Source organism: Pseudomonas sp. GW822-FHT06B12 (assembly GCF_058799675.1).
Window position 1 is genome coordinate 372,868 of the sequence record NZ_JBXALR010000003.1, and the last position, 13,888, is coordinate 386,755.

The following is a 13,888-nucleotide window of genomic DNA, read 5'->3' on the forward strand; positions in this document are numbered from 1 at the left end:
CTTGAAATTGTTGAGAGCAAGATCAAAAGATCACAGGCTTCGCCAGCTCCTACAGAGGTCACGGCATCACGTAGGAGCTGCCGCAGGCTGCGATCTTTTAACGTAGCCCACGAATTGCATTCAGATTGAGCAGCCTCGGCTGCTCTTTTGCTTTATGAGAGAACACCCATGACCGCCGCTGAAAATCGCATTCTAGAGCTGCGCGCTGAGCTGGATCAGCACAACTACCGTTACCACGTCCTCGACGAGCCGAGCATTCCGGACGCCGAGTACGATCGGCTGTTCCATGAGCTCAAGGCGTTGGAAACGGCAAACCCCGAGCTGATCACCAGCGACTCGCCGACTCAGCGGGTTGGCAGTGCGGCGCTCTCGGCGTTCACTCAAGTGCGGCACGAAGTGCCGATGCTGAGTCTGGGCAATGCCTTCGAAGAAAATGACATGCGCGAGTTCGATCGGCGGGTCACCGAAGGTCTGGATTTGCCGTCCGGCGATTTGTTCGGCGGTGGCGCCGAGGTTGAATACAGCTGCGAGCCGAAGCTCGATGGTCTGGCCGTCAGTTTGCTGTATCAGGACGGTGTGCTGGTGCGTGGCGCTACTCGCGGCGACGGCACCACCGGTGAAGACATCAGTGTCAACGTGCGCACCGTGCGCAATATTCCGCTCAAGCTGCAAGGCAGTGGCTGGCCGGCGACTCTGGAAGTGCGCGGCGAAGTGTATATGTCCAAGGCCGGTTTCGAGCGCCTTAACGCCACGCAACTGGAAGTCGGCGGGAAGACCTTCGCCAACCCGCGCAACGCCGCGGCGGGTAGCCTGCGCCAGCTGGACTCGAAGATCACCGCCAGTCGTCCGCTGGAGTTTTGCTGCTATGGTCTCGGCCAGGTCTCGGCCGAGATTGCCGACACGCACATCGGCAATTTGCAGCAGCTCAAACAGTGGGGCATGCCGGTCAGTCGCGAGCTGAAACTGGCCAAGGGCATCGACGAATGCCTGGATTATTACCGCGACATCGGCGAGCGCCGTAACGCGCTGGCCTATGAAATCGATGGCGTAGTGTTCAAGGTCAACAGCATCGCCTCGCAGCGTGAGTTGGGCTTCCGCGCTCGCGAGCCGCGCTGGGCGATTGCCCACAAGTTTCCGGCGATGGAAGAGCTCACCGAGTTGCTCGACGTGGAATTCCAGGTCGGCCGAACCGGTGCGGTCACTCCGGTTGCACGGTTGAAGCCGGTGAAAGTGGCCGGCGTGACCGTGTCCAACGCGACGTTGCACAACATGGATGAAGTGGCGCGTCTGGGCTTGATGATCGGCGATACGGTCATCATCCGCCGCGCCGGTGACGTGATCCCGCAAGTGGTGCAAGTGGTCACCGAGCGTCGCCCGGAAAACGCCCGTCCGGTGCAGATTCCCGAGTGCTGCCCGGTCTGTGGTTCGCATGTCGAGCGCACGCAGTTGGTCAAGCGCAGCAAGGGCCGCGAAACCGTCAGCGAAGGTGCGGTGTATCGTTGCGTCGGCCGTCTGGCCTGCGGTGCGCAGCTCAAACAGGCAATCATCCATTTCGTTTCGCGCCGGGCCATGGACATCGAAGGTCTGGGCGAGAAGAGCGTCGAGCAGTTGGTGGACGAAGGTCTGGTCAGCTCGCCGGCGGATTTGTACGCCTTGAGCTTTGAACAGATCGTCGACCTGGAAGGTTTCGCCGAGCTGTCGAGCAAGAACCTGCTCAGCGCCATTGCCGACAGCAAGAAACCGGGGTTGGCGCGTTTCATCTATGCCCTCGGTATTCCGGATGTCGGCGAAGAGACGGCCAAGGTTCTGGCGCGCTCGCTGGCGTCGCTGGCGCGGGTTCAGCAAGCGTTGCCGCAAGTGCTGACGTACTTGCCGGATGTCGGGCTGGAAGTCGCCTACGAGATTCACAGCTTCTTCGAAGATGCGCACAACCGGAAGGTGATCGAGGAACTGCTCAAGCATGGTCTGGAGATTCAGGATCAGGGCGAATTGGGCGCCGAGTTTGCCGCCAGTACCACGCTGGGCGGGATGATCGACAAGCTGAACATTCCCTCGGTCGGGCCGGGCGGGGCGCAGAAGCTGGCTGACAAGTTTGGTTCGCTGGAAGCGATCATCAGCGCCGACTGGCTGGACATGCGCCAGGCGCTGCCTGAGAAGCAGGCCAACGCCGTGCGGGAGTTCTTTGCCATCGAACAGAACCGTCAGCTGGCGCTGGATGCCGAGAAGCAATTGCGCGACTTCGGCATGCACTGGCAAAGCGAGAAGAAAGTCGTCGAAGGCTTGCCGTTGGCAGGCCAGACCTGGGTGCTCACCGGCTCCCTGGAGCTGATGAGTCGCGACGTCGCCAAGGACAAACTCGAAAGCCTCGGCGCCAAGGTGGCGGGTTCGGTGTCGGCCAAGACCTACTGCGTGGTCGCAGGGCCTGGCGCTGGCTCCAAACTGGTCAAGGCCAATGAACTGGGGTTGAAGGTGCTGGACGAAGAAGCGTTTGTCGAGTTTCTGCGCATGCACGACATTTCAGTGTGACGCCATTCGCGAGCAAGCCCGCTCCCACATTAGTTTTGCGCGACTCTGTGGGAGCGGGCTTGCTCGCGAAAGCAATGTCAGCCCTCGCAGAAAAAGCGGGAACGATCATGGCGCGAGAATGATCTAGTCTTGGCAGGCCCCAGGGAGAGATCGCCATGTACCGCTTTTTCGAGCAGCTCAGCTCACGTATCGCCGCGCCCTTCATCGGCGAAAGCTCGCGTAACAGCAAGGTCTGGCATTGCCGTTGCGGGCAGTCACTGTTCTTTCGCAACAGTCAGTGCCTGGCCTGCTCGGCAGCCTTGGGTTATCAGCCTGAGCAGAGTCGTTTGTCATCGCTCGCGCCGGGGTTCGACATCGATACCTGGCAACTCGATGCGGAGCCCGAGGCGGGGCTGTTTCGCCGTTGCGCCAATCTGGATACGCCGGCCGCCTGTAACTGGCTGCTCCCGGCTCATGGTTGGGGCGTGCACTGCATTGCCTGTGCTCTGAACCGGACCATTCCCGACCTGTCGATCCCTGAAAACCATGACCATTGGCGCAAGGTGGAAATCGCCAAACGGCGGCTGGTTGCGCAACTGGTAAGTCTGGGCTTGCAGGTGATCCCCAAGTCAATCGATGAGGAGTGGGGCCTGGCGTTTGATTTTGTCGGCGTCGACCTTGAGGGCCAGTCGCCGACCACTGGCCATGCCAATGGCCTGATTACCCTCGATATCAAAGAGGCTGACGATGCTCACCGCGAGCGCGTCCGCGTGCAGATGCGCGAGCCGTATCGAACCTTGATCGGGCATTTTCGTCATGAAGTCGGGCATTACTATTGGGATCGCCTGATCGCCAATGGCCCTTGGCTGGAAGCGTTTCGCGGACTGTTTGGCGATGAGCGTGTCAGTTACGCCGAGGCGCTGGAACGGCATTACCAGCAGGGCGCTCCACTGGACTGGCAGCAAAGTCATGTCAGCGCTTACGCTACAATGCACCCGTGGGAAGACTGGGCGGAAACCTGGGCGCACTACCTGCACACGCGCGGCACGGGCCAACCGGACTTCTACCCCTTCGTCCTGCCGACAGTGGTCATCGCCAAGTTGCATTTCGTTCACCTGGTGATCCAGCAGGAGGGCGGCAGGGCGGATGAGGTGTTACAGGCGCAATAAATCAAACGTTCGCAGCCTGCGCACGTACGCCGACCCCCGTAGGAGCTGCCGCAGGCTGCGATCTTTTCAGGATCAACGCAGGTCCTTGACGCGGCTCATATTTTTTAATCCGCACCAACGGTTGTAACTTCGTCTCAGATAGGTACAATGGCGCGGCTCGCCGTCAGGTGAGCGTCGTTATGGTGACCCCATCGGTCCCCCCGCAACGATTACCCGTGAACCTGGTCAGATCCGGAAGGAAGCAGCCACAGCGGGAACATTGTGTGCCGGGGTGTGGCTGGTGGGGTCGCCACCTTAACGCCAGGCCTTCATTCGCAAGGTTTGTATCTTCTCCAAAAAACCAGATTCTTAAGTCATTGATCATTTCCGATCGATGTTTTGCTGCGCCTGAGAAAATACCGCCATTGCGAGCGCGTAAGACTGTCGGTGCCGATGTCTGTCAGGATTCAGCGCAAATGAAAAGAGCAGGCATGCCTATCAATCCGATACGCATGCCTGCTCTTTTTTTTGTTTCTGGCTCTAAGGCTTGGACAAGGCCTGGTCTACCGCCGCGATCAGCTTTCCCAGATCCTTCGGGGTGGCTTTGTGTATGACACCGAACAAATACGCTCGCTGTTCGTCTTCGTCGCCAAGATCGGCAAAAAACGCTTTGAGCTTCACTCCCAGCACATCGGCAAGCATGAACAGGGCTTCCACGCTGGGGGTATAGGTGCCGGTTTCGAAGCGGCTGATGGTTTTGGGGTCAAAACCGGTTTTTTCACCGAGTTCAGCCTGAGTAAGCCCCGCCACCTTGCGATAGCGCCTTATGGCTGGACCCAAACTTGAAATTTGCATCGCTCAATTCCCATTTAGAATCAAGAACTTAACGATAGATTTTTGCATTAGACAACTGCATGATCCATCACCTTGCTTTGCAAAATGTGATGTATTTCGTAGAATCTCCGTTTCGTACGGGCATTTGGTGACCTGGCTTCATAAGTCCAGGCAATGTGAGACAGCCAGCATTGCGTTACCTCACAGGGTGTGCAGAGACGCCGCTGACGACGCGAAATGCCGTTCAATATTACCAGAGTCGGTATTTTTGACGTGACTGTACGAGGCCTCTGAGCCTAGTTGATCTTCGTCTGTTCGGGGGCCATCAAATGCTGTCCATGGAGTTTTAACGTGCATCTGAATTTGCCGGCCCGCTCTTTTACAAGGATGTTGCCCCGACAGCATCACGTTCTGCGATCCCCAACGCAGTGCAAGACCTTTCAAAACATCTCTTCCGGGCGTTGTGCGCTGGTCGAGCGGTACAACCGCTAGCCACAGTGGGCCAGACTCATGGATGAGAAGTACCGTAGGGCCGTAGATGCAGCCGCCATTTTCTCCGAGACTGACCTGGCGGGGCGCATTACTTACGCCAACGATTTGTTTTGCGAGGTGTCTGGTTATAGCCGCGAGGAATTGCTGGGGGCCAATCACCGCATCCTCAACTCAGGCCTGCATTCTGACGATTTCTTCGCAACGATGTGGCGCACCATTGCTCTGGGCAAGGTCTGGAAGGGCGAAATTTGCAACCGGGCCAAGGACGGTAGCCTCTACTGGGTCGATAGCACCATGGTCCCGGTGCTGGACGAGTCGACCGGGCGGGTCCATCGCTATCTGTCGATTCGCTTCGATATCAGTGAAAAGCGTCAGTTGCTGCACTCTCTGCAATGGCGGGTCGGCCATGACGTACTGACCGGTCTACCCAATCGGGCGTATCTCTCCGACTTGCTCGAGCAGGCCCTGGATTATTCCCGTGTCGAGAACGTGCCGTTGGCGGTGTGCATGCTCGACCTCGACGGCTTCAAGGCAGTGAATGACGGCTATGGCCACGCCAGCGGCGACTTGTTGCTGGTGGAAGTGGCCAAGCGCCTGCGCACCATCGTTCGTGGCGAAGATGTGGTGGCGCGGCTGGCCGGGGACGAGTTCGTGCTGATTTTGCGTTTTGTGCGCGATATGCCGGAATTACGCGCGGCGTTGCATCGAGTGCTGGGGGCGATCTCTGCGCCGTACTCGATTCTGGGCAAGGACATCAATGTCTTTGCCAGCATCGGCGTCACGCTGTTTCCGGTCGACAGCGAAGACGCGGAAACCCTGCTGCGTCATGCCGATCAGGCGATGTACGTGGCCAAGCAGAGCGGGCGTAACCGTTTTCACCTGTTCGATGTGGTGCGCGACCAAGAGGTCAAGGCGACTCATCAGACAGTCGCGCGGGTTCGTCAGGCATTGCTCAACGATGAGCTATGTCTGCATTTTCAACCCAAGGTCAATATGCGTTGCGGTGCGGTGGTGGGCTTTGAAGCGCTACTGCGCTGGGAGCACCCGCAGAACGGTCTGGTGCCACCCAGAGAGTTTCTGCCGTTTGTGGAGGAGACTGATCTGATCGTCGATATTGGCGAGTGGGTGATGGAGCAGGTTCTGGCGCAGTTGTCCCAATGGCAAAAGGACGGTCAACGGTGGCCGGTCAGCGTCAACATCGCTGCCCGGCATTTTCAACGGGCGGACTTTTTCGATCGGCTCAAGAACGTGCTCGAGCGGCATGCCTGGGTCGCACCCCAGTTGCTTGATCTGGAAATTGTCGAGTCGGTGGCGATCGAGAATATTCAGCACGTCAGTACCTGCCTGCAAGCCTGTCAGGCGCTGGGCGTGAGGTTCTCTCTGGGGGATTTTGGCACCGGTTATTCGTCGCTGAGCTACCTCAAGCGCCTGCACACCCAAACCATCAAGATCGATAAGTCATTTGTGCGCGACATACTGCATGATCGCGACGATCTGGCGCTGACTACCGCAGTGATCGGCCTTGCCCGGGCCTTTGGGCGAGAGGTGATCGCCGAGGGCCTGGAAAGCATCGAGCATGGCCAGTTGCTGTTGCGCCTGGGCTGCGAGGTGGCGCAGGGCTATTTCATTGCGCGGCCGATGCCGGCCAGTGAGGTGCCGGGTTGGGTCGAGGCCTTTGTCGCGCCGACCCAGTGGCAGGCGCTGGATCAGGCGGTCTGAGGCTTATTGATCGACCTGGGTCGGTTCGTTGGTTCCGGTGTAGAGCCTGATGATGTCGTCGATTTCCCCGGACATTTTCATCTTGAGCAGCGTTCGCAGGATTTGCTGGATTGGCAGTTTTGGGTCGTTGCGTACATAACAACCGACGTTTTGCTCCTGCAACACCGCGACTGCCCGCAATGGTCGGTCGGGCATCAATTGCTGATTGAACCAGTCCAGGGCCCATTGATTGCTGACGGCGTAGCGATTACGGCCGGCCGCCAGTTTTTTCAGCACCTGTTCCTGATTGCGCGCATCGTCGCGCTTGAGCTGGCCGCGATCGAAGAGTGGTTGCAGGGTCGGATAGCTGTAGCCGAGCACGGTGCCGATCGGTTGCACGGCAAGGTTTGCGGGGACGACCGAGGCAGGAGCGCTTTGCGTGCCGATCAGCAGGTCGCGCTGAAACCACAGCGGAACGCTCCAGAGGTAGTCCCCGGATGGGTTCGGCAGCCAGGATTTCGCCGCATAGCAGCGGATGTCGATTTCCCCGTGTTCCATGGCGCTTTGCACGCGTGCGCGGGCCAGCACATGGAATTCGGCCGGCAGACCCACCTGTGTGGCCAGACTGAGCATCACATCGTACAAAATGCCTTGGGTTGGCCGACCGTGCTCGATTTGCACCATGGGCATCGCCCAGCTGTCGATGATTGAAAAGCGCAAGGGCGCTGGCGCGGCAATAGCGCTGACGCTGATCAACAGCAAAGCCCCCAAGGCTGAACGCATAAACTCTCCAGCAAAAGACCGGCAGGAGCCGATAAAAACGCCTCCAAAGACCAGCTTAGCCAGATTAGCCGAGCGCACCGGATGCAATTTTGCCCTTGCTCCGCTAGCATTACCCGCTTCCGCTTCCCAGTTGCGACGGTTTTCGATGAGTTATCAGGTTCTTGCACGTAAATGGCGTCCGCGCTCGTTCCGCGAAATGGTCGGCCAGACCCATGTGCTCAAGGCTCTGATCAATGCCTTGGACAGCCAGCGGCTGCACCACGCCTATCTTTTTACCGGCACCCGCGGTGTGGGCAAGACCACCATCGCGCGGATCATTGCCAAATGCCTGAACTGTGAAACAGGTATCACTTCGACGCCGTGTGGCGAGTGCTCGGTGTGCCGCGAAATTGATGAGGGGCGCTTTGTCGACCTGATCGAGATCGACGCCGCGAGCCGGACCAAGGTCGAGGACACCCGTGAGCTGCTCGACAACGTGCAGTACGCGCCGAGCCGTGGGCGCTTCAAGGTCTACCTGATCGACGAAGTGCACATGCTCTCCAGCCATTCCTTCAATGCGCTGTTGAAAACCCTCGAAGAGCCACCGCCCTACGTCAAGTTCATCCTGGCGACTACCGATCCGCAGAAGCTTCCCGCAACGATTCTGTCGCGGTGCCTGCAGTTCTCGCTGAAAAACATGACGCCGGAGCGCGTGGTCGAGCATTTGACCCATGTGCTCGGCGTCGAGAATGTGCCGTTCGAAGACGACGCACTGTGGCTGTTGGGCCGTGCTGCCGACGGTTCGATGCGCGATGCGATGAGCCTCACCGACCAGGCCATTGCCTTTGGTGAAGGCAAGGTCATGGCGGCTGATGTGCGGGCGATGCTCGGCACGCTCGATCACGGCCAGGTCTACGACGTCCTGCACGCGCTGCTCGATGGCGACGCCAGAGCGTTGCTGGAAGCGGTGCGGCATCTGGCCGAGCAGGGTCCGGACTGGAATGGCGTGCTGTCTGAAATTCTTAACGTGCTGCACCGCGTCGCGATTGCCCAGGCCCTGCCTGAAGGCGTCGATAACGGTCATGGCGACCGTGATCGGGTGCTGGCGCTGGCCCAGGCCTTGCCGGCCGAAGACGTGCAGTTCTATTACCAGATGGGCCTGATCGGACGCCGCGATTTGCCGCTGGCACCCGACCCGCGCGGTGGTTTCGAAATGGTCTTGCTGCGAATGCTCGCGTTCCGACCGGCAGACACCGCGGACGCACCGAGGCAGCCGCTAAAGCCAGTGGGGATCAGCCAGGCCACAGTTGATTCCGCAAACTCAGTGGCTGGCGCACCGCGTGTTGCGCCGGTAGTTGCTTCTGCTCCCGTTGTTGCTGCGCCGGTCGCCGCAACGCCGGTTCAACCGGTTGCCGAGGTGGTTGCACCCGTGTCGACACCTGAGCCGGTTGTTCCAGTAGTCGTGCCTGCGCCTGTGGTCGAGGTTGTGGCTGAGCCTGTGGCCATCGTCGAAGAAGTCGTCGACCTGCCCTGGAACGACCCGGTAGAGCCTGAGATTGTGCAGCAACCGGCCATTGAGCCAGTGCTGGAGACGACTTCTGAGCAGCCTGACCTGACACCCATGCCGACGCCGACTCCGGATAGCGTTGTACCCGATGCGCCGGAATGGGCCGCCGCGCCGATTCCCGAGCCGTCAGTGGCTGAAGTCGATGCCGCCACGCCGGGCATGGATCTGGATGACGAACCGCCGCTGGACGAGGACTACATCGAGCCGGACATGGATTCGGCCTATAGTTACCTCGATGAGCTGGCCAGTGAGCACGCCGCAGAACCAACGCCTGAACCCGAACCTGAACCGGCCGCGATGCCGGCCACAGGGCTGGCATTGCAATGGCTGGAGCTGTTCCCGAAATTGCCGATTTCCGGCATGACCGGCAGCATCGCCGCCAACTGCACGTTGATCGCAGTCGATGGCGATCATTGGCTGCTGCACCTGGACCCGGCCCACAGCGCGCTGTTCAACGCGACTCAACAACGCCGGCTGAACGATGCGCTGAACCAGTATCACCAGCGCACCCTGACGGTGAGCATCGAGCTGATCAAGCCCGAGCAGGAAACCCCGGCGCAGGCGGCTTCGCGTCGACGTGTCGACCGCCAGCGCGAAGCTGAGAATTCGATTCACGGTGATCCGTTCATCCAGCAAATGATGCAACAGTTCGGCGCGGTGATCCGTAACGATACTATTGAACCTGTCGAGGCTCTGGCCAGCCAGGGCTAATAACTGAAGGCGTTCGGCCCACTGGGCCGGGCGCTGTTTTGATCCAAGTACTTTTGAGGTGATTCCCATGATGAAAGGTGGCATGGCCGGCCTGATGAAGCAGGCGCAGCAGATGCAGGAAAAAATGGCCAAGATGCAGGAAGAGCTGGCCAACGCCGAAGTCACCGGTAAAGCCGGTGGCGATATGGTCACCGTGGTAATGACCGGTCGTCACGACGTCAAGCGCGTAACCATCGATCCAAGCCTGGTGGAAGGCCTGAGCGAAGACGACAAGGAGATGCTGGAGGCCGTGTTCGCCGCCGCCGTCAACGACGCCGTGCGCAAGATCGAAGCCAACAGCCAGGACAAAATGTCCGGCATGACCGCAGGCATGCAACTGCCGCCGGGCATGAAACTGCCATTCTGATTCGCTAACGCGTCGGATGGACTACAAAAATGCCAGGCACTCAGCCTGGCATTTTTGTTTTCGGCGGGAAAGCATACTGCGTCTGTTGAGCCGCCTTCGCGAGCAAGCTCGCTCCCACATTGGATTGGGGGACATTCGCGATAGATGTCACACTGTAAATCCCTTGTGGGAGCGGGCTTGCCCGCGATGAAGTCGACTCGGTAACGCTGAAGAAACTTCGAACGTGGCACCGTGATGAGCATTTGACGCTGGCCAGAGGCGCAGGTATAAACCGCGTCTCGTTGTTTTGTCGGACCTTTTCCCCATGAGCTTCAGCCCTTTGATTCGCCAACTGATCGACGCCTTGCGCACTTTGCCGGGTGTCGGTCAGAAAACCGCCCAGCGCATGGCGTTGCAACTGCTCGAGCGTGATCGCAGCGGAGGCTCACGGCTGGCGTTGGCCTTGAGCCAGGCCATGGAAGGGGTCGGCCATTGTCGTCTGTGCCGCACGCTGACCGAAGACGATCTGTGCCCGCAATGCGCGGACCCTCGCCGCGACGACACGCTGTTGTGTGTGGTCGAGGGGCCGATGGATGTCTATGCAGTGGAGCAGACCGGGTTTCGCGGTCGCTACTTTGTGCTCAAGGGGCATTTGTCGCCACTCGACGGTCTGGGCCCGGAAGCCATTGGCATTCCGCAGTTGCTGGCGCGGATTGAAGAGGCGGGTACTTTCACTGAAGTCATCCTGGCGACCAACCCGACGGTTGAAGGTGAAGCGACGGCGCACTACATCGCCCAGTTGCTCAGCAACAAAGGCCTGATCGCCTCGCGCATCGCCCACGGCGTGCCGTTGGGTGGCGAGCTGGAGCTGGTGGATGGCGGGACTCTGGCCCATTCGTTTGCTGGGCGTAAGCCGATCGTTCTGTAGCGCGTGAACTGACGTCATCGCGAGCAAGCTCGCTCCCACATTGGACCGCATTCGACAGGACAATTCGGTCAACTGTGGGAGCGAGCTTGCTCGCGATACAGGCGCCGCGGTCTTCCTGGCTCACATAATTCTATTGAAAACCAAGCAAGCGCTCGGTAAGTTCGCTGAACCTTCAGTGGAGCTCGCCGATGCCTGCCTTTCAGGAATACTTCGACCCCGGCCATCAGTTGGTCCGCGACAGCGTGCGACGTTTCGTCGAGCGCGAGATTCTTCCGGACATCGATCAGTGGGAGGAGGCCGAGAGCTTTCCTCGTGAACTCTACCTCAAGGCCGGCGCCGCGGGGATTCTCGGCATTGGTTATCCCGAAGCGCTGGGCGGCAGCCACGAAGGTGACCTGTTCGCCAAGATCGCCGCCAGTGAAGAGCTGATGCGCTGTGGTTCCGGCGGGCTGGTGGCGGGATTGGGCTCGCTGGATATCGGCCTGCCACCCATCCTCAAATGGGCCAGACCCGAGGTGCGTGACCGGGTGGTGCCGCTGGTTCTTTCAGGTGAAAAAATCAGTGCGTTGGCGATCACCGAGCCCAGCGGCGGCTCAGACGTAGCCAACCTGCAAACCCGCGCCGTGCGTGAAGGGGATTACTACCGGGTCAGTGGCAGCAAAACCTTTATCACCAGTGGTGTTCGTGCGGATTTCCATGCCGTCGCGGTGCGTACCGGTGAGCCGGGTTTTGGCGGTATCAGCCTGCTGTTGATCGAGAAGGGCATGCCGGGATTCACCGTCGGTCGTCAGTTGAAGAAAATGGGCTGGTGGGCATCGGACACCGCCGAGCTGTTTTTCGATGATTGCCGCGTACCGGTGGACAACCTGATAGGCGTCGAGAACATGGGCTTTGCCTGCATCATGGGCAATTTTCAAAGCGAGCGTCTGGCGCTGGCGCTGATGGCCAACATGACCGCGCAACTGGCGCTGGAAGAAAGCCTGAAATGGGCCCGGCAACGCGAAGCGTTCGGCAAGCCGATTGGCAAGTTTCAGGTGCTCAAGCATCGCTTGGCGGAAATGGCCACGGCGCTGGAAGTCTCCCGAGAGTTCACCTATCGCCAGGCAGCGAAAATGGCCGCCGGGCAGAGTGTGATCAAGGAAATTTCCATGGCCAAGAATTTTGCCACCGACACGGCGGACCGCATCACCACCGACGCGGTGCAGATCCTCGGCGGGCTAGGTTATATGCGTGAAAGTCTGGTGGAGCGGCTGTACCGCGACAACCGGATCCTGTCCATTGGCGGCGGTACGCGTGAAGTGATGAATGAAATCATCAGCAAGCAGATGGGGCTTTGAATCAGGCGGTGCTGCGGCTGACGCTATCGCGAGCAGGCTCGCTCCCACAGGGATTTTGTAAATACCGGAGATCCAATGTGGGAGCGAGCCTGCTAGCGATGGCGTCGGTGAAGACGCCGACTTATCTTTCGGTCAACGCAAACTGTGTCAGGCAGAACGTCGGAATGCCCATGTCTTCCAGGCGCTGGGAGCCGCCCAGTTCCGGCAGGTCGATAATGGCCGCTGCTTCGAAAATCCGTGCGCCCATGCGTCGAACCAGATTGGCCGCAGCGATCAGCGTGCCGCCGGTGGCGATCAGGTCATCGAACATCAGCACCGAGTCGCCTTCACAGAGGCTGTCGGCGTGGACTTCAAGGAAGGCTTCGCCGTACTCGGTCTGGTAACCCTCGGACAGTACGTCAGCCGGCAGCTTGCCTTGCTTGCGGAACAGCACCAGCGGTTTGTTCAGTTGATAAGCGAGGATTGAGCCGATCAGGAAACCGCGAGCGTCCATGGCGCCGATGTGCGTGAAGTCGGCCTCGACATAGCGGTGCGCAAAGCTGTCCATCACCAGGCGCAAGGCCTTGGGGGACTGGAACAGTGGAGTGATGTCGCGAAAGATCACGCCCGGCTTTGGAAAATCGATCACGGGGCGGATCAGGGATTTGATGTCGAAGGAGTCGATGACCATCGTCGAAGTGTCCTGGCGGGCTACAAACGCCGAAGTATAACTGCGGCCGAGCAGGTTCGCTCAGCCGCATGTGCAACATCAGCCTTCGACCGAGCCACCGGCCAGCGCGCAGAGTTGAATCGGGTCGAGGATGTGTACTTCCTTGCCTTCGGCGGCGATCAGCTCGTTCTGCTGGAAGCGCGTGAACACGCGGGACACGGTTTCCACTGCGAGGCCCAGGTAGTTGCCGATTTCATTGCGCGACATGCTCAGGCGGAACTGGTTGGCCGAGAACCCGCGTGCGCGGAAACGTGCCGACAGGTTGACCAGAAACGTGGCGATACGCTCATCAGCGGTTTTTTTCGAGAGCAACAGCATCATCTGCTGATCGTCACGAATCTCGCGGCTCATCACGCGCATCAATTGACGGCGCAACTGCGGCAGTTGCAAGGCCAGTTCATCGAGGCGTTCGAAAGGGATTTCGCATACCGAGGTGGTTTCCAGCGCCTGGGCTGAAACCGGGTGGCTTTCGGTGTCCATGCCGGACAGGCCGACCAGTTCGCTCGGCAGATGGAAGCCGGTGATCTGCTCTTCGCCGCCATCGCTCAGGCTGAAGGTTTTCAACGCGCCGGAGCGTACTGCATAAACGGAATCGAACTGGTCGCTCTGGCGGAACAGGAACTCGCCTTTTTTCAGCGGGCGACCACGTTTGACGATCTCGTCCAGCGCTTCCATGTCTTCCAGATTCAGAGAAAGTGGCAGGCAGAGAGGGGCCAGGCTGCAATCCTTGCAATGTGCCTGGTTATGAGCGCGCAGTTTAACTGGCTCGGACATTTCTTAGATCCTTGTGGGAAAACACACATAAGATGTAA

General features: G+C 59.4%; 11 protein-coding genes and 1 other RNA gene. 8 read left to right on the forward strand and 4 right to left on the reverse strand.

The annotated features are described in order from the left end of the window. The first annotated feature begins 168 nt into the window (after positions 1–168). The 3 genes from ligA (at position 169) to ffs (ending at position 3,960) form a co-directional block, all read left to right on the forward strand. A complete protein-coding gene (gene ligA / locus AC1RKH_RS09205; protein ID WP_493061504.1) occupies positions 169–2,526 on the forward strand; it encodes an NAD-dependent DNA ligase LigA in 2,358 nt (785 codons plus the stop codon). 155 nt (positions 2,527–2,681) lie between these two features. Beyond that, positions 2,682–3,674, forward strand: a complete 993-nt coding sequence (locus AC1RKH_RS09210; protein WP_493061505.1) for a zinc-binding metallopeptidase family protein — start codon at positions 2,682–2,684, stop codon at positions 3,672–3,674. A gap of 189 nt (positions 3,675–3,863) precedes the next feature. Continuing rightward, positions 3,864–3,960, forward strand: an RNA gene (gene ffs / locus AC1RKH_RS09215) — signal recognition particle sRNA small type. Positions 3,961–4,193: 233 nt separating this feature from the next. Here the strand turns inward: ffs and AC1RKH_RS09220 are convergent. Then, on the reverse strand, positions 4,194–4,508 hold the full coding sequence (locus AC1RKH_RS09220) for a helix-turn-helix domain-containing protein (RefSeq protein ID WP_054593225.1): 315 nt from the start codon (positions 4,506–4,508) through the stop codon (positions 4,194–4,196). A gap of 489 nt (positions 4,509–4,997) precedes the next feature. Between AC1RKH_RS09220 and AC1RKH_RS09225 the strand changes: the two genes are divergently transcribed. Beyond that, positions 4,998–6,698 carry a putative bifunctional diguanylate cyclase/phosphodiesterase gene (locus AC1RKH_RS09225; RefSeq protein ID WP_493061506.1) on the forward strand — a complete coding sequence of 567 codons (1,701 nt, stop codon included), beginning with the start codon at positions 4,998–5,000 and terminating at the stop codon, positions 6,696–6,698. 3 nt (positions 6,699–6,701) lie between these two features. Here AC1RKH_RS09225 and AC1RKH_RS09230 read toward each other — a convergent pair whose 3' ends face one another. After that, on the reverse strand, positions 6,702–7,460 hold the full coding sequence (locus AC1RKH_RS09230) for a substrate-binding periplasmic protein (protein ID WP_493061507.1): 759 nt from the start codon (positions 7,458–7,460) through the stop codon (positions 6,702–6,704). 145 nt (positions 7,461–7,605) lie between these two features. On the opposite strand from AC1RKH_RS09230, the gene dnaX reads away from it, so the two are divergent. The 4 genes from dnaX to AC1RKH_RS09250 all read left to right on the forward strand — a co-directional run bounded on the left by dnaX (position 7,606) and on the right by AC1RKH_RS09250 (position 12,367). After that, positions 7,606–9,717 carry a DNA polymerase III subunit gamma/tau gene (gene dnaX, locus AC1RKH_RS09235; RefSeq protein WP_493061508.1) on the forward strand — a complete coding sequence of 704 codons (2,112 nt, stop codon included), beginning with the start codon at positions 7,606–7,608 and terminating at the stop codon, positions 9,715–9,717. Positions 9,718–9,784: 67 nt separating this feature from the next. Further along, on the forward strand, positions 9,785–10,123 hold the full coding sequence (locus AC1RKH_RS09240; RefSeq protein WP_008028561.1) for a YbaB/EbfC family nucleoid-associated protein: 339 nt from the start codon (positions 9,785–9,787) through the stop codon (positions 10,121–10,123). Between the two features lie 304 nt (positions 10,124–10,427). Next, entirely contained in the window at positions 10,428–11,030 is a 603-nt protein-coding gene (gene recR, locus AC1RKH_RS09245) for a recombination mediator RecR (RefSeq protein ID WP_054593221.1), read from the forward strand. Between the two features lie 188 nt (positions 11,031–11,218). Further along, positions 11,219–12,367 carry an acyl-CoA dehydrogenase family protein gene (locus AC1RKH_RS09250; RefSeq protein WP_493061509.1) on the forward strand — a complete coding sequence of 383 codons (1,149 nt, stop codon included), beginning with the start codon at positions 11,219–11,221 and terminating at the stop codon, positions 12,365–12,367. Positions 12,368–12,488: 121 nt separating this feature from the next. Here AC1RKH_RS09250 and AC1RKH_RS09255 read toward each other — a convergent pair whose 3' ends face one another. Together AC1RKH_RS09255 and fnr are read right to left on the reverse strand one after the other, a co-directional pair. Next, the gene (locus AC1RKH_RS09255; protein WP_493061510.1) at positions 12,489–13,037 is read right to left on the reverse strand and encodes an adenine phosphoribosyltransferase; all 549 of its coding nucleotides are present in this window, start codon (positions 13,035–13,037) and stop codon (positions 12,489–12,491) included. Positions 13,038–13,115: 78 nt separating this feature from the next. After that, positions 13,116–13,850 carry a fumarate/nitrate reduction transcriptional regulator Fnr gene (gene fnr / locus AC1RKH_RS09260; RefSeq protein WP_493061511.1) on the reverse strand — a complete coding sequence of 245 codons (735 nt, stop codon included), beginning with the start codon at positions 13,848–13,850 and terminating at the stop codon, positions 13,116–13,118. Between the last annotated feature and the right edge of the window lie 38 nt (positions 13,851–13,888).